This is a genomic window from Zestomonas insulae (assembly GCF_016901015.1).
Lineage (GTDB): Bacteria > Pseudomonadota > Gammaproteobacteria > Pseudomonadales > Pseudomonadaceae > Aquipseudomonas > Aquipseudomonas insulae.
In genome coordinates, this window is the sequence record NZ_JAFEUP010000006.1 from 371,693 (window position 1) to 392,577 (window position 20,885).

The window sequence follows — 20,885 nt, forward strand, 5'->3', positions numbered from 1 at the left end:
TAGAATGGCGGCCGGGTGGCGAGGGAGCTGCCCCGCGTGGCGGTTTCGCCATGCTTTCCGGACGTCGATTTAAAGGAGTATCGACATGCCATCAGCACCGCTCAAGCCGTTGCGTCGCTGGATCTGGCAAGCCTTTCTGCGCAGTGCGTTGATTCCGCTGGTGCTGGTGGAGTCCGTGCTGATTGCGGTGTACCTGTTCACCAACGCGTCGATTCGCGACACCCAGCTCGAGCACCTGCAGCAGAGCGCGGTGCAGGATCTGGCCGGCGCCGTGCGCCGTGAAGGGCAGGTGATCGACAGCCGCCTGCAGGGCATCGAGGCGCAGGTGCGCATCTTCCGCGACGAAGTGGGCCGCGTGCTGCACGACACCCGCCTGGTCCCCGACGCGCTGGAGCGCCAGCGTCATGCGCAGACCGCCGACGGCGTGTTCTACAGCCGCAGCGACGATGGTCGCGCCGCCTCCTTCTACGCCAACAGCACGCCGCCGGCCCGGCAGGACCGCGCCAAGGCGCTGCGCCTGATGCACGTCGACCCGCTGATGCGCTCGATCCAGACCGCCACGCCGCTGGTGGCCGCGGTGTATTTCAACAGCTGGGACAGCTACAACCGCATCTACCCGTACTTCGCCACGCCGGCGCGCTACCCGCACGACATGGTGATCCCCAACTACAACTTCTATTACCTCGCCGACGCCGAGCACAACCCGCGCCGCCAGGTGGCCTGGACCGATGTCTACCTCGACCCCGCCGGGCTGGGCTGGATGATGTCGGCGATCGCTCCGGTGTACCGCGGCGACTTCCTCGACGGGGTGGTCGGCCTGGACATCACCATCGGCAACATGCTCGCCGAGATCGGTCGCCTGCAGGTGCCGTGGCAGGGCTACGCGATGCTGGTCGGCCGCGACAACAGCATCATGGCGCTGCCGGCCGCCGGCGAGCGCGACTTTGGCCTCAGCGAACTGACCCAGTACGCCTACCGCGAGGCGGTGCAGCGCGAGCAGCACAAGCCGGCGGACTTCAATCTCGGTCAGCGTGCCGAGCTGCAGCCGCTGCTGCAGGCGATGGAGTCGACGCCCAGCGATGTGCACGAGGTGCTGCTCGGCGGCCGCAAACAATTGGTGGCCTGGAGTGAGATTCCGCAGACCGGCTGGCGCCTGCTGCTGGTGGTCGACGAGGCGAACATCTTCCAGCAGACCAACCGCCTGGCCGAGCACTACCGGCAGATCGGCTACCTGCTGATCGCCGGGCTGCTGTCGTTCTATGTGTTGTTCTTCGCCTGGATGTGGCGCCGTTCGCGGCGCCTGAGCGACGCGCTGGCTGCGCCGCTGCAGGGTATCGCCGGCATGCTGCAGCGCCTGGGGCGTGGTGATTACCGGCCGCCGGCGCCGAGCAGCAGCATCGTCGAGGTCGCCAGCATGGGCGCCGCGGTGGTGCAGGCCGGTGCGCAGCTGCAGGCCAGCGAGACGCAGCGCCAGCACGCGCAGCGCAAGCTCGAATTGATCCTCGAGAGCACCACCGAAAGCCTCTGGGAGATGGATAGCCAGCGCCTGACCTTCAAGCTCGGTGAGCGCTTCATCCGCCGCTTCGGCCTGCCCTACGACCAAGTGCCGCTGGCCGAGTACAACCTGCGCGTGCACCCCGACGACCGCGACCGGGTGCGCCGTCTGCGCCTGCTGTGCCGCGAGAGCGAGAACAGCTTCGACGCCGAGTACCGCTTCGCCGACGCCCAGGGCCAGTACGCCTGGCTGCTCAGCCGCGGCCAGGTGCTGGAGCGCGACGCCGACGGCATGGCGCTGCGCGTCGCCGGCACGCACGTCGACATCACCCGCCTCAAGCGCGTGCAGGAGGAACTGCGGCGCACCAGCGTCGAGGCGCAGAGCGCCAGTCAGGCGAAGAGCCGCTTCCTGTCGAGCATGAGCCACGAGCTGCGCACGCCGCTCAACGCCATCCACGGCTTCGCCCAGCTGATCGAGCTGGAGGCCGAGGAGCAGGGCGAGACCCAGCCGGTGCTCGGCTATTCGCGGGAAATCCTCAACGCCAGCCGCCATCTGACCTCGCTGGTCGACGACATCCTCGACCTGTCGAGCATCGAAAGCCGCCGCCAGCAGTTGCAGTTGCAGCCGATCGAAGTCGGCGCGCTGCTCGCCGGCTGCGCCGAGCTGGTCCAGCCGGAGGTGCAGCAGCGCGGCCAGCAGTTGCAGGTGATGAGCGTCGAGCCGCCGCTCTACGTGCTCGGCGACGCGCGCCGGCTGCGCCAGGTGTTGCTCAACCTGCTGTCCAACGCGCTCAAGTACAACAGCGCCTACGGCCTGGTCAGCCTCGGCTATGAGGTGCGCCCCGGCTGCGTGCGCTTGTGGGTCGAGGATAGCGGCGCCGGGCTGAGTGCCGAGCAACAGACGCAGCTGTTCCAGCCGTTCCAGCGCCTCGGCTGGGAGAACTCCACCACGCCGGGGGCTGGTATCGGCCTGGTGCTATGCCGCGAGCTGGCCGAGCTGATGGATGGCGAGATTGGCCTGCGCAGCGAGCCGGGGCTCGGCAGCCGCTTCTGGATTGACCTGCCGGGGGCCGCGGCCCCGGGCCAGGCGCCGGCGCACGAGCCGGCGCGCTTGCGCGTGCTGTGCGTCGAGGATCATCCGGCCTGCCTCAAACTGATCCAGCAGGGCCTGCGCGAGGTCGCTGAGGTGCAGGGCGTGGTCTCGGTGCAACGCGCGCTGGCGCACCTCGCCGAGCAACTGCCGGACCTGCTAATCCTCGACCTCGACCTGCCCGACGGGCATGGCCTGGAGGTGCTGGAAAGCGTGCGGCGCAGCGTGCGCAGCCGCGATCTGCCGGTGCTGGTGGTCAGCGCGGCGGCCGACCCGGATAGCCTGGCCGAGGCCGAGCGGCTTGGCGCCAACGGCTGCCTGAGCAAGCCGCTCGACCTGCAGGAGCTGCGCAGCCAGGTAGTGGCACTGCTCAAGCGCGAGAGCGTCGGCCCTTAGCGGCGGTCCGCCGCCGGGGCGACGTTAGTACGGCGCGGCACTTAGCTGCCGCCACCTTCACCGCCCTTCGCGCCGCTTTCCAGCAGCTGCAGGGCCTGGGTGCTGTGGCTCACGCAGCCTTTCTCGTCGCCGGCGGCCTTGGCTTGTTCGGCCTTGGCTTTCAGCTCTTCGGCCTGTTTGGTGCCGGTTTGCCCGATGGGGGTTTTGGTCGCCAGGGCGTCGTCGAGCTTCTGCAGGTTGGTGGTGCACAGTTCGTCGGCGAACGCCGGTGCGGCGAGCAGCGAGGCGGTGAGCAAGATCACGAAGCGTTTCATGGGGAAGTCCTCTGGTGACGGTTCGGGCGCCCGAGCGGACAAGGCTCGGCGACCGCAGCCGGGTACAACGATGGACTGGCGCCGGATTGCCGAGGTTCAGTGTTTTTTATGGCCAAGTGCCGCCGGCATTGGCACGCCGCGGGCAAAAAAAGCCCCGCATGGTGCGGGGCAGAGGAGAGTAATCAGAGTTGCCGGGGGCGGGTGACCCGGTCCACCAGGTAGACCAGACCGTGGTAGTCAATGCCGCTGTGGCTGGACAGGCCGATCTCGCAGGTGCGGCTGGTGGAGATGCCTTCGGTGCAGTGCTGCACCGCGTCCTTCAGCGAGCGCAGCGCGTGGTCGTTGAGCTCCGGGGTGGTGAAGCCCTTGTCGCCGGCGAAGCCACAGCAGTGGATGCCTTCAGGGATCACCAGCTGGGTGGTGCAGCGCCGCACGATGTCGATCAGCCCCTGCGCCTCGCCGAGGTGCTGGGTGCTGCAGGTCACGTGCACCGCCACCGGCGTGTCTTCCGGGGTGAATTCCAGGCGCTCGAGCAACTGCTCGCGGATGAACTTCACCGGGTCGTGCAGGTTCAGGCGCGAGTCGAGGCCGTCCTGCAGCAGGCGCAGGGTGCACGGGCTGGTGTCGCAATAGATCGGGTCGAGGCCACCGCGGCTGGCTTTCAGCAGTGCGGCGATCAGCTCCTGCTTCTTGCTATCCGCCTGCTCGGGATAGCCCTTGGAGGCGAACGGCTGGCCGCAGCACAGGCTGTCCTGGTCGTCGGGGAACACCACCTGGAAGCCAGCCTTTTCCAGCAACTGGCGGGTCTTGGTGAACAGTGGCACCTGCTCGGCGTCGCCGGCCGCCGGGCCCATGGCGCGAGACACGCAGGCCGCCAGGTAGACCACCCGCGGCCGGGCGTCGATAACCGCCGCCGGCTGCGGGCCGAGGCTCAGCGGCTGCGGCATGGCCGGCGACCATTGCGGCACGCGGCCGGCGCTGAGCTTGTGCAGCGCCGCGGAGGTCTTCGCCAGGCGCGGCGCGCCGAGCAGCAGGCGCGCGCCGTTGGCCGCGTGCAGCGCAGCGCGGGTGCCCTGCAGGGCGGTGTGGAAGTGCCCGGCCAGCCAGCTGGCGGTCTGCTGGTGAGTGGCGGCCTGGGCGCGCAGCTGGCGCACCAGGTCGCCGGTGTTGATGTTCACCGGGCAGCGCTGCGCGCACAGGCCGGTGGCCGCGCAGGTGTCGAGGCCCTGGTACTGGTAGTCGCGCTCCAGTTGTCGGGTGTCTTCGCCGGCGCGGCGTTTGGCCTGAATGTCGCGCCAGATCACGATGCGCTGGCGCGGGCTGAGGGTCAGTCCTTTGGACGGGCAGACGGGCTCGCAGAAGCCGCACTCGATGCACTTGTCGACGAGCGCGTCGGCGGCCGGCAGCGGCTTGAGGTGCTTGAGGTGAATCTGCGCATCGCGGCTGAGCTGCACGTCCGGGTTGAGGATGCCGGCCGGGTCGAGCAGGGTCTTGATCCGCCACATCAGCTGGTAGGCGTCGCTGCCCCACTCCAGTTCGACAAAGGGCGCCATGTTGCGCCCGGTGCCATGCTCGGCCTTCAGCGAGCCGCCGAACTCCACCGCCACCAGTTGCGCGACGTCGTCCATGAACGCCGAGTAGCGCGCCACCTGTTCCGGCGCCTCGAAGCCCTGGGTGAACACGAAGTGCAGGTTGCCCTCCAGGGCGTGGCCGAAAATGATCGCCTCGGCGTAACCGTGCTTGTCGAACAGGCCGAGCAGGCGGTTGACCCCGGCGGCCAGCTGTTCGACCGGGAAGGTCACGTCCTCGATGATCACCGTGGTGCCGGTCTCGCGCACCGCGCCGACTGCCGGGAAGGTGTCCTTGCGAATCCGCCACAGCTGGTTGTAGACGACCGGATCGGTGCTGAAATCGACCTGCTTCTCCACCGGAAAGTGCGCGATGGAGGCGCTGATCTGCGCCAGCTGCTCGTCCAGCAGGCTCTGTGTGGCGGCGCGCGATTCGATCAGCAGCGCGCAGGCCTGACCGGAGAGGTCCTTCACCCAGGCCGGCATGCCGGCCATGTTCTCCACCGAGCGCAGGCTGCGGCGGTCGAGCAGCTCGACCGCCGACACCGGCTGACGCTTGAGCAGCGGCACCGCCTGGCAGCAGCTTTCCACCGTGGGGAAGACGATCAGCGCGCTGGCCTTGTGCGGATGGTCGGGCACGGTGTGGTAGGTCACCGCGCTGATGAAGCCGAGGATGCCCTCCGAGCCGACCATCAGGTGGCTGAGGATGTCCAGCGGCCGGTCGTAGTCGACCAGCGCGTTGAGCGACAAGCCGGTGGTGTTCTTCAGCCGGTACTTGTGGCGAATTTTCGCCGCCAGCTCGGGGTTGGCGCGGGTTTCGCGACCGAGTTCGGCAAGTTGTGCGAGCAGCGCGGCGTGGCGCTGCTCGAACGCGGCGACGCTGGCCGCGTCCTCGGTATCCAGCACGCTGCCATCGGCCAGCACCAGGCGGATGCCAGCGAGCGTCTGGTAGCTGTTCTGCGCAGTGCCGCAGCACATGCCGCTGGCGTTGTTAGCGACGATGCCGCCGATCTTGCAGGCGTTGATCGACGCCGGGTCGGGGCCGATCTTGCGGCCGAATGGCGCCAGCCAGGCGTTGGCCTGGGCGCCAATCACCCCCGGTTGCAGGCGGATCTGTGCACCGTCGGCGCGGATTTCGCGGCCGTTCCACTGGTCGCCGAGGACGATCAGCACCGAGTCGCTGAGCGCCTGGCCGGACAGGCTGGTGCCGGCGGCGCGGAAGGTCACCGGCACGCGCTTGGCCTGCGCGAGCTGCAGCAGGGCGACCACCTCGGCTTCGCTCTCGACGCGTACCACCAGCTGGGGAATCAGCCGGTAGAAGCTGGCGTCGGTGCCGAAGGCCAGGGTCGACAGCGGGTCGTCGAAGCGCCGCTCGTGCGGGATCAGCCGTTCGACGGCGGTCAGGAAGGCGGTGGGCAAGCTCATGCGTGCTCCAGGAATCACGGTAGGTGGGGGCCGCTCGTGACGGCCCCTCGGATTATGGTTGACTGCACCGCGCCGCCGCTCACGGTGGCGCGGCTGGAGCGCGGGCCGCTGGTGGGTGGTCCGCGCCACTCCCGCGCCCGGTAAGGCGCGGAAGTCCGGGCGTCAGACGCCCAGTTCGCGGACCAGCGAGTCGCGGCTGATCTCGGCAATCGAGCGGGCGCCGGTGAGCACCATGGCCACGCGCATCTCTTTGTCGATCAGGTCGAGCAGGTTGCTCACCCCGGCCTGGCCGGCGGCCGCCAGGGCGTAGATGAAGGCGCGGCCGAGCAGCACGGTGTCGGCGCCGAGGGCGAGCATGCGCACCACGTCGAGGCCGGTGCGGATGCCCGAGTCGGCGAGGATCGCCAGTTCACCCTTCACCGCGTCGGCGATCGCCGGCAGGGCGCGGGCGCTGGACAGCACGCCGTCGAGCTGACGGCCGCCGTGGTTGGAGACGACGATGCCGTCGGCGCCGAATTTCACCGCGTCCTTGGCGTCCTCCGGGTCGAGGATGCCCTTGATCACCATCGGGCCGTCCCAGTAGTCGCGAATCCACTCGAGGTCCTTCCAGGAAATCGACGGGTCGAAGTTGGCGCCCAGCCAGCCGATGTAGTCGGCCAGGCCGGTCGGGTGGCCGCGGTAGGTGGAGATGTTGCCGAGGTCGTGCGGCTTGCCGAGCAGGCCGACGTCGAGCGCCCAGGCCGGTCGGGTCACCGCCTGCAGCATGCGGCGCAGCGCGGCGTTCGGGCCGCTCATGCCGGAATGTGCGTCGCGGTAGCGCGCGCCGGGCACCGGCATGTCGACGGTGAACACCAGGGTGGTGACCCCGGCTGCCTTGGCGCGCTCCAGGGCGTTCTTCATGAAGCCGCGGTCCTTGAGCACGTAGAGCTGGAACCACATCGGCCGGTCGATGGCCGGGGCGACTTCCTCGATCGGGCACACCGACACGGTCGACAGGGTGAAGGGGATGCCCTTGGCGGAAGCCGCCTTGGCCGCCTGCACCTCGCCACGCCGCGCGTACATGCCGGTCAGGCCGACCGGCGCGAGTGCCACCGGCATCGCCAGGGTCTCGTTGAACAGGCGGGTCTCCAGGCTCAGCTCGGCCATGTTCTTCAGCACGCGCTGGCGCAGGGCGATGCCAGCCAGGTCCTCGACGTTGCGCTTGAGCGTGTACTCGGCGTAGGCGCCGCCATCGATGTAGTGGAACAGGAACGGCGGCAGCCGGCGTTGTGCGGCGGCGCGGTAGTCGGTTGAGGCAGAGATGATCATGGGCGTCTCATCGAGGTTGGACTTGTCGTGAACCGGGTGTCAGGCATTCGCAGCGTCGCCCCCGCGCAGGCGGGGACCCAGAACAACCGTAGCCGGTGGTTTCTGGATCCCCGCTTTCGCGGGGATAACGGCTCTCCTCAGTGCACCAGCATGCCGGTGAACACATAGGCTTGCGCCAGGGTGATCAGGCCGACGAAAGCGGCGAAGATCAGGCTGTGCTTGAGGGTGAAGCGGAACAGGTCCGACTCGCGACCGACCATACCGGTGGCGGCGCAGGCCACGGCGATGGATTGCGGCGAGATCATCTTGCCGGTCACCCCGCCACTGGTGTTGGCGGCCACCAGCAGGGTGTCGTTGACCCCGATCTGGTGCGCGGTGGTCGCCTGCAGCGAGCTGAACAGCGCGTTGGACGAGGTGTCCGAGCCGGTCAGGAACACGCCCAGCCAGCCGAGGAACGGCGAGAAGAACGGGAATGCCGCGCCGGTGCCGGCGAGCACCAGGGCCAGGGTCGTCGACATGCCGGAGAAGTTGGTGACGAAGGCGAATGCCAGCACCATGCCGATCGACAGAATCGGCCACTTCAGCTCGACGAAGGTTTCCTTGAGGGTGCTCACGCCGGTCTTCAGGTCGATGCGCAGCACCAGCATCGACAACAGCGCCGAGAAGAAGATCGCGGTGCCGGTGGCCGAGACCGGGTCGAGCTTGAACACCGCCGGGATGGCGGTCGGGTTGGCGACGATCGGCGCGACCTTCATCACCAGCTGGTCGAGGTGCGGCACGGCGAACAGGAACACCCAGCTCTCCAGCGCGCCACCGGCGGCGAACAGCGCCTTGAACGGCTTGAGGGTCCAGATGGTGACCAGCACGGTGAGCACCAGGAACGGCGACCAGGCCTTGAGGATCTGCAGGAAGCTGTACGGCGACGGTTCGGTGCTGCGCACTCCGCCGAAGCCGCCGAGCACCGCGCTGCCATCGGCATTCACGCCGGCGATTTCCTGCTCGGCGGCGGCCTTCGGTTGCCAGACCTTGAGGAACAGGGTCAGGCACACCAGGCTGACGAGCGCCGAGGTGATGTCCGGCAGTTCCGGGCCGATGAAGTTGGAGGTGAAGTACTGGGTCACCGCGAAGCTCGCGCCGGCGACCAGGGCGGCCGGCCAGGTTTCGCGGATGCCGCGCCAGCCGTCCATCATCGCCACCAGCCAGAACGGCACGATGATCGACAGCAGCGGCAGCTGGCGGCCGGTCATGGCGCCGATCTTGAACGCGTCGATGCCGGTGACCTGGCCGGCGACGATGATCGGGATGCCCAGCGCGCCGAAGGCCACCGGCGCGGTGTTGGCGATCAGGCACAGGCCGGCGGCGTACAGCGGGTTGAAGCCGAGGCCGACGAGTAGTGCGGCGGTGATCGCCACCGGCGCGCCGAAGCCGGCGGCGCCCTCGAGGAAAGCGCCGAACGAGAAGCCGATCAGCAGCACCTGCAGGCGCTGGTCACCGGTGATCGACAGCACCGAGCTGCGGATCACTTCGAACTGGCCGCTCTTCACCGTCAGTTTGTAGAGAAACACCGCGGCGACGATGATCCAGGCAATCGGCCAGAGACCGTAGGCGAAACCGTATCCGGCCGCGGCGAAGGCCATGTCGGTGGGCATGCCGAAGGCGAAGATCGCCACCAGGATCGACAGCGCCAGGGTGATGGTCCCGGCGACATGGCCCTTCATGCGGAACACCGCCAGGGCGAGGAAGAAGAAAATGATCGGGATGAGGGCGGCGAAGGCCGACAGGCCGAGACTGCCGAGGGGCGTGTAGATCTGTTGCCAGGCTTGCATCGTGGGGTGGCTCCCTGATTGTTGTTGGGTGTGCCTGTGGGCCGGGGCTGCCTCGGCGCTTGTGGCGCGCGGGCGAATTCGACGTTGACCTCGGCGTGCGGTGTCGGATAAATTGGTAATACCAATTTACAAAAGCGACGGCTCAGGGTAAAAGCCCAGCGGAAAGGCTGTCAATTTGTCGCACTACGACTTTGGTCGAGCGGCGCGTCGATGGCGTCCTTCGCTATGGTCTGACCAATTTCTGTGAGGTCGCGCAAAGCCGCGAATTAGAGGCGTGCGGCGCGAATTGCCGGAAGGAGAGGGTGATGAGCTTTAATCAGATCCAACCGCGCCGTTTGTCGGACGATATCGTCGCGCGCCTCGAGGCGATGATCCTCGAGGGCACGCTCAAGCCGGGCGAGCGGCTGCCGGCGGAGCGCGCGCTGGCCGAGCAGTTCGGCGTGTCGCGCCCGTCGCTGCGCGAGGCGATCCAGAAGCTGGTGGCCAAGGGTATGTTGGTCAGCCGCCAGGGCGGCGGCAACTACGTGGTCGATACGCTCGGCTCGACCTTCAGCGATCCGCTGCTGCAGCTGCTGGAGAGCAATCCCGAGGCGCAGCGCGACCTGCTCGAGTTTCGCCATACCCTGGAAGGCTCCTGCGCCTACTACGCGGCGCTGCGCGCCACGGCGCCGGACCATCAGCGCCTGCACGACGCCTTCGCCGCGCTGCAGGCCTGCTATGCGCGGGCGCCGACTCCGGGCAGTCGCGCCGAGGAGGGCGCCGCCGATGCGCGCTTCCACCTGGCGATTGCCGAAGCCAGCCACAACGCCGTGCTGCTGCACACCATTCGCGGCCTGTTCGACCTGCTCAAGCGCAATGTGGTGACCAATATCGGCGGGATGTACGCGCAACGCGGCGAAACCCGCGACATGCTGATGAGTCAGCACCGGGCACTGTACGAGGCGATCATCGAGGGGCGCGCCGATGCGGCGCGGGAGATTTCCAGTCAGCACATCCACTACGTGCAGGAAGTGCTGTCCGAGGCGCAGCGTGAAGTCGAACGGACGGCGCGGGCGCAGCGCCGTCAGGGCTTGTGACTAGTCGTCCTTGCCCTTGTTGCGCACGGCGCGCTGGATTTCGCGATCGGAATCGCGCTCCTTCTCGGTGTGGCGCTTGTCGAATTCCTTCTTGCCCTTGCCGAGCGCGATCTCGCACTTGATCAGGTGCTTCTTCCAATACAGCGACAGCGCCACGCAGGTGTAGCCCTTCTGCTGCACGTTGCCGAACAGCTTGCCCAGTTCGCGCTGATTGAGCAGCAGCTTGCGGGTGCGCACCGGGTCGGCGATCACGTGGGTGCTGGCGGTGGTCAGCGGGGTGATGTGGCAACCCATCAGCCAGGCCTCGCCGTCCTTGAGCAGGACGTAGCTGTCGACCAGCTGGGCCTTGCCGGCGCGCAGGCTCTTCACTTCCCAGCCAGCCAGAACCAAGCCGGCCTCGTAGCGTTGTTCGACGAAATAGTCGTGCAGCGCCTTCTTGTTCTGCGCGATGGTGCCTTCGGGGTGTTTCTTTTGCTTAGCCATAGGGCGCGCATTATAGGGAGTCGTCGGCGGGCTGGCGACAGGCGCAGGGTTGAGGCAGGCAGATGAATTGCCGACAATGCGCGCACTTTTTGCCCCGTGCGGCGTATTCCCTGAACTCTGGCCATACTCGCCAGGGCAAGCGGGATCGCTGTGCCGCCCTGGAAGACACTCGATGAGCACTCACATTCAACGTTCCGCCCTGCTGCCCTATCCGGCACAGGCGCTGTTCGATCTGGTCAACGACGTGGCGCGTTACCCGGAATTCCTGCCCTGGTGCTCGGCAACCGAAGTGCTCGACGTCAGCGAGACCCACATGCAGGCGCGCCTGCGGGTGGCCAAGGCCGGCCTCAGCCAGCAGTTCGAGACGCGCAACGAGCTGGTGCCCGGGCAGCGAATCGAGATGAACCTGGTCGAAGGCCCGTTCACCGAGCTGCACGGCATCTGGCAATTCAAGGCACTGACCGACAAGGCCTGCAAGATCAGCCTGGACCTGTCCTTCGACTACGCCGGGCCATTGGTCAAGGCCACCCTCGGGCCGCTGTTCAATCAGGCGGCCAACACCCTGGTCGATGCCTTCTGCCAGCGGGCCAAGCAGCTCTACGGGTAAGGTGCGGTGGACAAACACATCGCGGTCGAAGTGGTTTACGCACTGCCTGACAGGCAGAGCCTGCTGCGCCTGAGCCTGCCCTATGGCATCACCGCCCGCGAGGCGGTCGAGCGCAGCGGGCTGGACGCGCAGTTCCCAGGTCTCGACCTGCAGCACTGCCCGATGGGGATCTTCGGCAAGGCGCTGGCCAAGCCCGAAGCGCGAGTGCTGGAAGATGGCGAGCGGGTGGAAATCTACCGGCCGCTGCTCGCCGACCCCAAGGAAGTGCGCAAGCAGCGCGCAGCCAGGGCCGCCCAGGCGCGCGCCGCACAGAAGTAGCCGCGCAGCAACGAAAAAGCCCGGCACTTGGCCGGGCTTTTTGCTTCTCGGGCAGTCTTACTGCGGCGAGGTTTCCAGCGGTGCCGGAATCGGTACCGGCGTGGTTTCCACGTCGTCGACTTCGCGCTGAATCTGCTCTTCCAGCGAGCCCGGTTTGGCCGGTGCTTCGGCTTTCTGCGGCTCGGGTTGGGCTTGCGGCTGCGGAGCGACGGTTTCGCCGTCCTGGCCGAGGATCGCCTGGTCGCGGCTCACGCCGGGCATGAAGTCACCGGCCAACGAAACCAGCTGATCGCTGTCGTTGAAGAAGATGCTCATGCGCTCCTGGAGGCGCTGGCCGCCACCGGGCTGCAGGCTGTACAGATAATCCCAGCGATTGGCGTGGAAAGTATCGGTGATCAGCGGGTTGCCCATGATAAACCGCACTTGGCGGCGGGTCATTCCGGGCTTCAACTGGTCTATCATATCCTGCGTTACGACATTGCCCTGTTGAATGTCGATCTTGTAAACCCCGGGAAATGAGCAGCCGGCGAGTGCGATGAGTCCCGCGAAGGTGAGACTGGTCAGCAAGAGCTTGGTGTTTGGCATCGGTGGGTGACTTCCACTATCTTGGCAGGGCAACTTGACCGCCGATCATACCCGCATTGAAGGCCGCTGCGAACCAGCGCCCACGAGAAAGCTGACCATGGTTGAAAATAACGAACTGCGCAAGGCTGGCCTGAAAGTGACCCTGCCGCGGGTCAAGATCCTGCAGATGCTTGATTCCAGCGGCCACCGTCACATGAGTGCCGAAGATGTCTACAAGGCCCTGATGGAAGCCGGCGAAGACGTCGGTCTGGCCACCGTGTACCGCGTACTGACCCAATTCGAGGCCGCCGGCCTGGTGGTGCGCCATAACTTCGACGGCGGCCACGCGGTATTCGAACTCGCCGACAGCGGTCACCACGACCACATGGTGTGCGTCGACAGCGGCGAAGTCATCGAATTCTTCGACACCGAAATCGAGAAGCGCCAAAAGGAAATCGTCAAAGAGCACGGTTTCGAGCTGGTGGATCACAATCTGGTGCTCTACGTACGCAAGAAGAAGTAAGCCGATCGGCAAATAAAAAAGGCGACCTGCGGGTCGCCTTTTTTATGTCGGCACGTTCAGGCGTTGGCGCTGCTGACCATCTTGCGCGCATGGGCGAGGGATTCTTCGGTGAGGTCGACGCCGCCGAGCATCCGCGCGACTTCCTCGATGCGCCCGTCAGTGGCCAGGTTGGCCACCGCGGTGTGGGTGGCGTCCTGGCCGCGCGCCTTGTGCACGAACAGGTGCTGATGGCCTTGCGCAGCGACCTGCGGCAGGTGGGTCACGGTCAGCACCTGGCCACGCTCGCCCAGGCGGCGCAGCAGCTGGCCGACCACTTCGGCGGTGGGTCCGCCGATGCCGACGTCGACTTCGTCGAACACCAGGGTTGGCACCCGCGAGGTCTGTGCGGTGATCACCTGGATCGCCAGGCTGATGCGTGACAGCTCCCCGCCGGAGGCGACCTTGGCTAGCGGCTTGAGCGATTGCCCGGGGTTGGCGCTGACCAAGAACTCCAGCAGCTCGAGGCCGGCCGGGTGCGGACCGCCCTGCTCGCGGGCGCGCAATTCGATACTGAATCGCCCGCCGGGCATGCCCAGGCTGTGCATCTCGCCTTGCACTGCGGCGGCCAGCGCGGCGGCGGCAGTCTGCCGCAGCTTGCTCAGTTCACTGGCCTTGTCCTGGTAATGACGCGCGTAGGCGCCGAGTTCCTCGCCGAGGCGCTCGACGGCCTGGTCGTCGGCGTTGAGGTTTTCCAGCTCCTCGAACAGCTGCTGCTGCAGGCTGTGCAGCTCGTTAGGCTGGATGCGGTGCTTGCGCGCCAGGGTGTAGATGCTGTCGAGGCGCTCCTCGAGTTGCTGCTGGCGTTGCGGGTCGGCGTCGAAGTGGTCGATGAAGCGGTTGAGCTCGCCGACGGCTTCCTCGACCTGGATCTGCGCGCTGGCCAGCAGGTTGATCGCTTCGCCCAGTGCGCTGGGCGTGCTGGAGAAAGCGGTCAAGCGGTGCAGGCTGCTGGTCAGCGCGGACAGCACGTTGCCGGCGTCGTTGTCGCTGCACAGCTCCAGCACCTGCTGGCAGGTGCCGATCAGGCTGCCGGCATTGGCCAGGGCCTTGTGATCCTGCTCCAGCTGCTCCAGTTCGTGCTCGCCGAGGGCAAGGTTGTCCAGCTCTTCCAGCTGATAGCTGAGCAGTTGATGGCGGGCGCGCTGCTCGTCGCTGCTGCGCGCCAGGCGCTCCAGTTCCTGGCGGGTCTGCTGCCAGCGCTGCGCGGCAAGCTGTACCTGGCGGGCGAGGTCCTGGTTGCCGGCGTATTCGTCGAGCAGCCGGCGGTGGGTGTCGGCCTTGAGCAGCGACTGGTGCTCGTGCTGGCTGTGGATGTCGATCAGCAGTTCGCCGAGCGCCTTGAGGTCGCCGAGCGGCGCCGGGGTGCCGTTGATGTAGCCGCGCGAGCGGCCCTCGGCGGTGATCACCCGGCGCAGCAGGCACTGACCGTCATGGTCGAGGTCGCGCTCGGCGAGCCAGGTGCGTGCCTCGGGAATGTCATGCAGGTCGAAGCTGGCGAGGATGTCCGCCTTGTCCGTGCCGGGGCGGACCACGCCGCTGTCGGCGCGGTCGCCGAGGGCTAGGCCGAGGGCGTCGAGCATGATCGACTTGCCGGCGCCGGTCTCCCCGGTGATCACGGTCATGCCGCGTTCCAGTTCGAGGTCCAGGTGTTCGACGATGGCGTAGTTGTGGACGGACAGGTGCACCAGCATGGGAGCGCTCCCGAAATTTAATGACTGTTCGTTTATACAGTGTTTGTTTCCTTCCTGACAATAACCCTTGAAACCTTGTGCGCGGGCCCCATATAGGCGGCAGAAGCGCGGGCGAGGCCCGCCGTTGCATTCAAAGGAGACCCCAATGGCAGACGAACAGAACCTGGATACGCCAGTAACCGACGAGAACCTTGCGCCGGAAGCGGCCGCCGGCGGCGACCTGGCCGCGCGCGTGCAAGCGCTGGAAGAGCAGCTGGCTGCTGCCCAGGATCAGTCGCTGCGCGTGGCCGCCGACCTGCAGAATGTGCGCCGCCGTGCCGAACAGGACGTGGAGAAGGCGCACAAGTTCGCCCTGGAAAAATTCGCCAACGACCTGCTGCCTGTAGTCGACAGCCTGGAACGCGGCCTGGAGCTGTCGAGCAACAGCGACGAGTCGATCAAGGCGGTGCGCGAAGGCATGGAGCTGACCCTCAAGCTGCTCCTCGACACCCTTAAGCGCTACCAGATCGAGGCGGTCGATCCGCACGGTCAGCCGTTCAATCCGGAGCACCACCAGGCGATGGCGATGGAAGAGAGCACTCATGTTGAGCCGAACTCGGTGCTCAAGGTGTTCCAGAAGGGCTACCTGCTCAATGGGCGGCTGATGCGTCCGGCGATGGTGGTGGTCAGCAAGGCCCCCGCGAACGTGCCGCCGTCGATTGACGAGCAGGCTTGAAAACCGCGCAGCGGCCCCCATCTGTTTAACCAAGCGAATTAATGCTGCCGCGGCCTGCGAATCGCGGCCTCGGTAAATCCAAATTCAGGAGCGTGAAATGGGCAAAATCATCGGTATCGACCTGGGAACTACCAACTCCTGCGTCGCCATTCTGGAAAACGGTAACGTCAAGGTCATCGAGAACGCGGAAGGTGCGCGCACCACGCCGTCGATCATCGCCTACACCAACGACGGCGAGATCCTCGTTGGCCAGTCGGCCAAGCGTCAGGCGGTGACCAACCCGCACAACACCCTGTACGCGGTGAAGCGTCTGATCGGTCGTCGCTTCGACGAAGACGTCGTGCAGAAAGACATCAAGATGGTCCCTTACAAGATCGCCAAGGCTGACAACGGTGACGCCTGGGTCGAAGTGAAGGGCCAGAAGATGGCGCCGCCGCAAATCTCCGCGGAAGTGCTGAAGAAGATGAAGAAGACCGCCGAAGACTACCTCGGCGAAGCCGTGACCGAGGCGGTGATCACCGTGCCGGCCTACTTCAACGACAGCCAGCGCCAGGCGACCAAGGATGCCGGCCGCATCGCCGGTCTCGACGTCAAGCGCATCATCAACGAGCCGACCGCTGCCGCGCTGGCCTACGGCATGGACAAGGCCAAGGGCGACCACACCGTGATCGTCTATGACCTGGGCGGCGGTACCTTCGACGTGTCGGTGATCGAGATCGCTGAAGTCGACGGCGAGCACCAGTTCGAAGTGCTGGCCACCAACGGTGACACCTTCCTCGGTGGTGAGGACTTCGACCTGCGCCTGATCGACTACCTCGTCGACGAGTTCAAGAAAGAGTCCGGCATCGACCTGAAAGGCGACCCGCTGGCCATGCAGCGCCTGAAGGAAGCCGCCGAAAAGGCCAAGATCGAGCTGTCCTCGGCGCAGCAGACCGACGTCAACCTGCCGTACATCACTGCAGACCAGACCGGTCCGAAGCACCTTAACGTGAAGATTTCCCGCGCCAAGCTGGAATCGCTGGTCGAAGACCTGGTCGCTCGCACCATCGAGCCATGCCGCATTGCCCTGAAAGACGCCGGTCTGGACGCGGGCAGCATCCATGACGTGATCCTGGTCGGTGGCCAGACCCGCATGCCGATGGTGCAGCAGAAAGTTGCCGAGTTCTTCGGCAAGGAAGCGCGCAAGGACGTCAACCCGGATGAAGCCGTGGCCATGGGTGCTGCCATTCAGGGCGCCGTGCTGGCCGGTGACGTCAAGGACGTGCTGCTGCTCGACGTATCGCCGCTGACCCTGGGTATCGAGACCATGGGTGGCGTGATGACCGCGCTGATCGAGAAGAACACCACCATCCCGACCAAGAAGTCGCAGGTGTTCTCGACGGCCGACGACAACCAGTCCGCCGTGACCATCCATGTGCTGCAGGGCGAGCGCAAGCAAGCCGCGCAGAACAAGTCGCTGGGCAAGTTCGACCTGGCCGAGATTCCGCCGGCGCCGCGCGGTGTACCGCAGATCGAAGTGACCTTCGATATCGACGCCAACGGCATCCTGCACGTCGGTGCGAAGGACAAGGCCACCGGCAAGCAGCAGTCCATCGTGATCAAGGCCAACTCCGGTCTGTCCGAGGAAGAAATCGCGCAGATGGTGCGTGACGCTGAGGCCAACGCCGAGGAAGATCGCAAGTTCGAAGAGCTGGCCGGTGCCCGTAACCAGGGCGACGGTCTGGTCCATGCCACGCGCAAGATGGTCGTCGAAGCGGGCGACAAGGCGACTGCCGACGAGAAAGCGGCGATTGAGAAAGCGCTGGCTGAACTGGAAGCGGCCGTGAAGGGCGACGACAAAGCGGCCATCGACGCGAAAATGAATGCGCTGTCGGAAGTCACTGCACCGCTGGCGCAGAAGATGTACGCCGAACAGCCGCAGCCGGGTGCTGCTGGTCAGGCGGCAGACGAGCCGAACGGCGGCGCGGCGGACGACGTGGTCGACGCCGAGTTCGAGGAAGTCAAAGACAACAAGTAAGCGTCAGCTGTTGTTCCAGCCCGCCGCCTTTCGGCGGGCACGATTCGCCGCGCGGGAGCCTTCTCCCGCGTCGGCGTATCTGGATGATGTGAATTCGAGAGTGCAGCAGAGCTATGGCAAAACGTGACTATTACGAAGTGCTCGGGGTCGAGCGCGGCGCCAGCGAGGCGGACCTGAAAAAGGCCTACCGGCGCTTGGCGATGAAGTATCACCCGGACCGTAATCCGGGCGACAAGGCCTCCGAGGACCAGTTCAAAGAGGCCAACGAGGCCTACGAAGTGTTGTCCGATGCCAGCAAGCGCGCGGCCTACGACCAGTACGGTCATGCCGGGGTCGACCCGAGCATGGGCGGCGGCGCCGGCGGCTTCGGCGGGGCGAACTTCTCCGACATCTTCGGCGACGTGTTCAGCGATTTCTTCGGTGGCGGTCGCGGCGGTTCGCGCGGTGGCGCACAGCGCGGCAGTGACCTGCGCTACACCCTGGAGCTGGATCTCGAAGAGGCGGTGCGCGGCACCACGGTGACCATTCGCGTGCCGACCCTGGTTGGCTGCAAGACCTGCGATGGCTCCGGGGCGAAGAAGGGCACCAGTCCGGTGACCTGCACCACCTGCGGCGGTATCGGCCAGGTGCGCATGCAGCAGGGCTTCTTCTCGGTGCAGCAGACCTGCCCGCGTTGCCACGGCAACGGCAAGATGATCACCGACCCCTGCGGCAGCTGCCACGGCCAGGGGCGCGTGGAAGAACACAAGACCCTGTCGGTCAAGGTGCCGCCAGGCGTCGACAATGGCGATCGCATTCGCCTGTCGGGCGAAGGCGAAGCCGGCACCCACGGCGGCCCGGCGGGCGACCTGTACGTGGTGGTCAACGTGCGCGAGCACGCGATCTTCCAGCGTGACGGCAAGCACCTGTACTGCGAAGTGCCGATCAGCTTCGCCGACGCGGCGCTGGGCGGCGAGCTGGAAGTGCCGACCCTGGATGGCCGGGTCAAGCTGAAGATTCCCGAAGGCACGCAGACCGGCAAGTTGTTCCGCCTGCGCGGCAAGGGCGTGGCGCCGGTGCGCGGTGGTGCGGCGGGCGACCTGATGTGCCGCGTCGCGGTGGAAACCCCGGTGCACCTGACCAAGCGGCAGCGCGAGATGCTCGAGGAGTTCCGCGGTTCGCTGCAGGGCGACACCTCCCATTCGCCGAAGGCCAGTGGCTGGTTTGAGGGCGTGAAGCGCTTCTTCGGCGACGTTTGATTGATGGCCGCACGCCGCGGGCAGCGCTCGCGGCGGTGGCGCACAGCTTGGAGCTGAACTGATGCGACGTATTGCAGTGATGGGCGCCGCGGGGCGCATGGGCAAGACCCTGATCGAGGCGATCCAGCAGAACGCCGGGGCCGGATTGACCGCGGCGGTCGACCGCCCGGACAGCACCCTGGTCGGTGCTGACGCCGGCGAGTTGGCTGCCATCGGTCGGATTGGTGTGCCGTTGTCCGCCGACCTGGAGCGGGTGGTCGACGAGTTCGACGTGCTGATCGACTTCACCCACCCCTCGGTGACCCTGAAGAACCTCGAAGTCTGCCGTCAGGCCGGTAAGGCCATGGTCATCGGTACCACCGGTTTCACGGCTGACGAGAAGCACAAGCTGGCCGAGGCGGCCAAGGAGATTCCGATCGTCTTCGCTGCCAACTTCAGCGTCGGCGTCAACCTCTGCCTGAAGCTGCTGGATACCGCGGCCCGCGTGCTGGGCGACGAGGTGGACATCGAGATCATCGAGGCGCACCACCGTCACAAGGTCGATGCGCCGTCGGGTACCGCACTGCGCATGGGTGAAGTGGTCGCCAGTGCGCTGGGGCGTGACCTGCAGCAGGTCGCGGTGTACGGGCGTGAGGGCCAGACCGGCGCGCGGCAGCGCGAAACCATCGGCTTCGCCACCGTGCGCGCGGGCGATGTGGTCGGCGATCACACCGTGCTGTTCGCTGCTGACGGCGAGCGGGTGGAGATCACCCACAAGGCGTCCAGTCGGATGACCTTCGCCAAGGGTGCCGTACGCGCCGCCATGTGGCTGGATCAGCGTCAGCCGGCGCTGTACGACATGCAGGATGTGCTCGGCTTGCGCTGAGTTATGCCCGTTAGGTCGCTTTGCGGTAGACCGAAAACGGGCCTTTCTGTATGATGCCGGCTTTAGTGTGTCCACTAAAAGTTACGCAGAATGATTCAAATAAAAAGCGGGGTGACGGTTTCTTACGTCATCCCGCTTTTTTACAACCTGCGTTTGCTTCAAGCCTTGATTACGGGAGGTCTTCTTGACTAAGCCAGCCATACTCGCCCTTGCCGACGGCAGCATCTTTCGCGGCGAAGCCATCGGTGCCGATGGTCACACCATCGGCGAAGTGGTGTTCAACACCGCCATGACCGGCTATCAGGAAATCCTTACCGATCCTTCCTACGCCCAGCAGATCGTTACCCTGACCTACCCGCACATCGGCAACACCGGCACCACGCCGGAAGATGCCGAGTCCGACCGCGTGTGGGCCGCCGGCCTGATCATCCGTGACCTGCCGCTGATCGCCAGCAACTGGCGCAGCACCCAGTCGCTGCCCGACTACCTGAAAGCCAACGGCACGGTTGCCATCGCCGGCATCGATACCCGCCGCCTGACCCGCATCCTGCGTGAGAAAGGCTCGCAGAACGGCTGCATCCTCGCCGGTGCCGATGCCACCGAAGAGAAGGCGCTGGAACTGGCGCGCAGCTTCCCCGGCCTGAAGGGCATGGACCTGGCCAAGGTGGTCAGCGCCACCGAGCGCTACGAGTGGCGCTCCAGCGTGTGGGACCTGAAGGACGACAGCCACCCGGAAATCCCGGCGGCCGAGCTGCCGTACCACGTGGTCGCCTACGACTATGGGGTCAAGCTGAACATCCTGCGCATGCTGGTGGCGCGCGGCTGCCGCCTGACCGTGGTGCCGGCGCAGACCCCGGCCAGCGAAGTGCTGGCGCTGAATCCGGACGGCGTGTTCCTGTCCAACGGCCCGGGTGATCCGGAGCCATGCGATTACGCGATCCAGGCGATCAAGGATGTCCTGGAAACCGAGATCCCGGTGTTCGGCATCTGCCTCGGCCACCAGCTGCTGGCCCTGGCCTCCGGCGCCAAGACCGTGAAGATGGGTCACGGCCACCACGGCGCCAACCACCCGGTGCAGGATCTCGACAGTGGCGTGGTGATGATCACCAGCCAGAACCACGGTTTCGCCGTGGACGAGAGCAGCCTGCCGGGTAACCTGCGTGCCACCCACAAGTCGCTGTTCGACGGCACCCTGCAGGGCGTCGAGCGCACCGACAAGGTCGCCTTCAGCTTCCAGGGTCACCCGGAAGCCAGCCCTGGCCCGCACGACGTCGCCCCGCTGTTCGACCGCTTCATCGAAGCCATGGCCACGCGCCGCTAAGCCTGTC

The 20,885-nt window shown here is 66.2% G+C and carries 17 protein-coding genes; 10 read left to right on the top strand and 7 right to left on the bottom strand.

Annotation, left to right across the window (positions count from 1 at the left end; all coding sequences use genetic code 11):
* Positions 1-85: 85 nt before the first annotated feature.
* A complete protein-coding gene (locus JQX08_RS20170) occupies positions 86-2,980 on the top strand; it encodes an ATP-binding protein (RefSeq protein ID WP_205350214.1) in 2,895 nt (964 codons plus the stop codon).
* Positions 2,981-3,021: 41 nt separating this feature from the next.
* Here JQX08_RS20170 and JQX08_RS20175 read toward each other — a convergent pair whose 3' ends face one another.
* The 4 genes from JQX08_RS20175 to JQX08_RS20190 form a co-directional block, all read right to left on the bottom strand.
* Positions 3,022-3,294 (bottom strand): hypothetical protein, encoded by a 273-nt coding sequence (locus tag JQX08_RS20175; protein WP_205350215.1) that lies wholly within the window; start codon positions 3,292-3,294, stop codon positions 3,022-3,024.
* A 182-nt stretch (positions 3,295-3,476) separates the two neighbouring features.
* The gene (locus JQX08_RS20180) at positions 3,477-6,287 is read right to left on the bottom strand and encodes an FAD-binding and (Fe-S)-binding domain-containing protein (protein ID WP_205350216.1); all 2,811 of its coding nucleotides are present in this window, start codon (positions 6,285-6,287) and stop codon (positions 3,477-3,479) included.
* 162 nt (positions 6,288-6,449) lie between these two features.
* A complete protein-coding gene (gene lldD, locus JQX08_RS20185; RefSeq protein WP_205350217.1) occupies positions 6,450-7,595 on the bottom strand; it encodes an FMN-dependent L-lactate dehydrogenase LldD in 1,146 nt (381 codons plus the stop codon).
* 137 nt (positions 7,596-7,732) lie between these two features.
* A complete protein-coding gene (locus JQX08_RS20190; RefSeq protein ID WP_205350218.1) occupies positions 7,733-9,421 on the bottom strand; it encodes a lactate permease LctP family transporter in 1,689 nt (562 codons plus the stop codon).
* 305 nt (positions 9,422-9,726) lie between these two features.
* Between JQX08_RS20190 and JQX08_RS20195 the strand changes: the two genes are divergently transcribed.
* A complete protein-coding gene (locus JQX08_RS20195; protein ID WP_205350219.1) occupies positions 9,727-10,497 on the top strand; it encodes a GntR family transcriptional regulator in 771 nt (256 codons plus the stop codon).
* Here the strand turns inward: JQX08_RS20195 and smpB are convergent, their stop codons facing one another.
* Complete coding sequence (gene smpB / locus JQX08_RS20200) at positions 10,498-10,980, bottom strand: SsrA-binding protein SmpB (RefSeq protein WP_205350220.1); 483 nt, start codon at positions 10,978-10,980, stop codon at positions 10,498-10,500.
* Between the two features lie 172 nt (positions 10,981-11,152).
* Here smpB and JQX08_RS20205 point away from each other — a divergent pair, with 172 nt between their 5' ends.
* Positions 11,153-11,587: a type II toxin-antitoxin system RatA family toxin gene (locus JQX08_RS20205; RefSeq protein ID WP_205350221.1), complete on the top strand. Its 435-nt coding sequence runs from the start codon at positions 11,153-11,155 to the stop codon at positions 11,585-11,587.
* 6 nt (positions 11,588-11,593) lie between these two features.
* A complete protein-coding gene (locus JQX08_RS20210) occupies positions 11,594-11,905 on the top strand; it encodes an RnfH family protein (protein WP_205350222.1) in 312 nt (103 codons plus the stop codon).
* A gap of 57 nt (positions 11,906-11,962) precedes the next feature.
* On the opposite strand, the gene JQX08_RS20215 is transcribed toward JQX08_RS20210, so the two are convergent.
* Positions 11,963-12,490, bottom strand: coding sequence for an outer membrane protein assembly factor BamE (locus JQX08_RS20215; RefSeq protein ID WP_205350223.1), 528 nt, complete (start codon positions 12,488-12,490; stop codon positions 11,963-11,965).
* A gap of 97 nt (positions 12,491-12,587) precedes the next feature.
* Here JQX08_RS20215 and fur point away from each other — a divergent pair, with 97 nt between their 5' ends.
* Positions 12,588-12,992: a ferric iron uptake transcriptional regulator gene (gene fur / locus JQX08_RS20220; RefSeq protein WP_205350224.1), complete on the top strand. Its 405-nt coding sequence runs from the start codon at positions 12,588-12,590 to the stop codon at positions 12,990-12,992.
* A gap of 56 nt (positions 12,993-13,048) precedes the next feature.
* Here fur and recN read toward each other — a convergent pair whose 3' ends face one another.
* Entirely contained in the window at positions 13,049-14,722 is a 1,674-nt protein-coding gene (gene recN, locus JQX08_RS20225; protein ID WP_205350225.1) for a DNA repair protein RecN, read from the bottom strand.
* Between the two features lie 145 nt (positions 14,723-14,867).
* On the opposite strand from recN, the gene grpE reads away from it, so the two are divergent.
* The 5 genes from grpE to carA all read left to right on the top strand — a co-directional run bounded on the left by grpE (position 14,868) and on the right by carA (position 20,878).
* Positions 14,868-15,437 (top strand): nucleotide exchange factor GrpE, encoded by a 570-nt coding sequence (grpE, locus tag JQX08_RS20230; RefSeq protein WP_205350226.1) that lies wholly within the window; start codon positions 14,868-14,870, stop codon positions 15,435-15,437.
* Positions 15,438-15,534: 97 nt separating this feature from the next.
* A complete protein-coding gene (gene dnaK / locus JQX08_RS20235) occupies positions 15,535-17,454 on the top strand; it encodes a molecular chaperone DnaK (RefSeq protein ID WP_205350227.1) in 1,920 nt (639 codons plus the stop codon).
* Positions 17,455-17,567: 113 nt separating this feature from the next.
* Positions 17,568-18,692, top strand: a complete 1,125-nt coding sequence (gene dnaJ, locus JQX08_RS20240; protein ID WP_205350228.1) for a molecular chaperone DnaJ — start codon at positions 17,568-17,570, stop codon at positions 18,690-18,692.
* Between the two features lie 61 nt (positions 18,693-18,753).
* Positions 18,754-19,557, top strand: a complete 804-nt coding sequence (gene dapB, locus JQX08_RS20245) for a 4-hydroxy-tetrahydrodipicolinate reductase (RefSeq protein ID WP_205350229.1) — start codon at positions 18,754-18,756, stop codon at positions 19,555-19,557.
* 184 nt (positions 19,558-19,741) lie between these two features.
* Positions 19,742-20,878, top strand: a complete 1,137-nt coding sequence (carA, locus tag JQX08_RS20250) for a glutamine-hydrolyzing carbamoyl-phosphate synthase small subunit (RefSeq protein WP_205350230.1) — start codon at positions 19,742-19,744, stop codon at positions 20,876-20,878.
* Positions 20,879-20,885: the final 7 nt, after the last annotated feature.

Excerpts from the sequence above, each read along its gene's own strand:
- grpE (WP_205350226.1), top strand. The coding sequence starts at position 14,868 with ATGGCAGACGAACAGAACCTGGATACGCCAGTAACCGACGAGAACCTT.
- smpB (WP_205350220.1), bottom strand. The coding sequence starts at position 10,980 with ATGGCTAAGCAAAAGAAACACCCCGAAGGCACCATCGCGCAGAACAAG.
- lldD (WP_205350217.1), bottom strand. The coding sequence starts at position 7,595 with ATGATCATCTCTGCCTCAACCGACTACCGCGCCGCCGCACAACGCCGG.
- JQX08_RS20180 (WP_205350216.1), bottom strand. The coding sequence starts at position 6,287 with ATGAGCTTGCCCACCGCCTTCCTGACCGCCGTCGAACGGCTGATCCCG.
- dnaK (WP_205350227.1), top strand. The coding sequence starts at position 15,535 with ATGGGCAAAATCATCGGTATCGACCTGGGAACTACCAACTCCTGCGTC.
- dapB (WP_205350229.1), top strand. The coding sequence starts at position 18,754 with ATGCGACGTATTGCAGTGATGGGCGCCGCGGGGCGCATGGGCAAGACC.
- JQX08_RS20190 (WP_205350218.1), bottom strand. The coding sequence starts at position 9,421 with ATGCAAGCCTGGCAACAGATCTACACGCCCCTCGGCAGTCTCGGCCTG.
- dnaJ (WP_205350228.1), top strand. The coding sequence starts at position 17,568 with ATGGCAAAACGTGACTATTACGAAGTGCTCGGGGTCGAGCGCGGCGCC.
- JQX08_RS20205 (WP_205350221.1), top strand. The coding sequence starts at position 11,153 with ATGAGCACTCACATTCAACGTTCCGCCCTGCTGCCCTATCCGGCACAG.
- JQX08_RS20170 (WP_205350214.1), top strand. The coding sequence starts at position 86 with ATGCCATCAGCACCGCTCAAGCCGTTGCGTCGCTGGATCTGGCAAGCC.
- recN (WP_205350225.1), bottom strand. The coding sequence starts at position 14,722 with ATGCTGGTGCACCTGTCCGTCCACAACTACGCCATCGTCGAACACCTG.
- JQX08_RS20195 (WP_205350219.1), top strand. The coding sequence starts at position 9,727 with ATGAGCTTTAATCAGATCCAACCGCGCCGTTTGTCGGACGATATCGTC.
- JQX08_RS20215 (WP_205350223.1), bottom strand. The coding sequence starts at position 12,490 with ATGCCAAACACCAAGCTCTTGCTGACCAGTCTCACCTTCGCGGGACTC.
- JQX08_RS20175 (WP_205350215.1), bottom strand. The coding sequence starts at position 3,294 with ATGAAACGCTTCGTGATCTTGCTCACCGCCTCGCTGCTCGCCGCACCG.
- fur (WP_205350224.1), top strand. The coding sequence starts at position 12,588 with ATGGTTGAAAATAACGAACTGCGCAAGGCTGGCCTGAAAGTGACCCTG.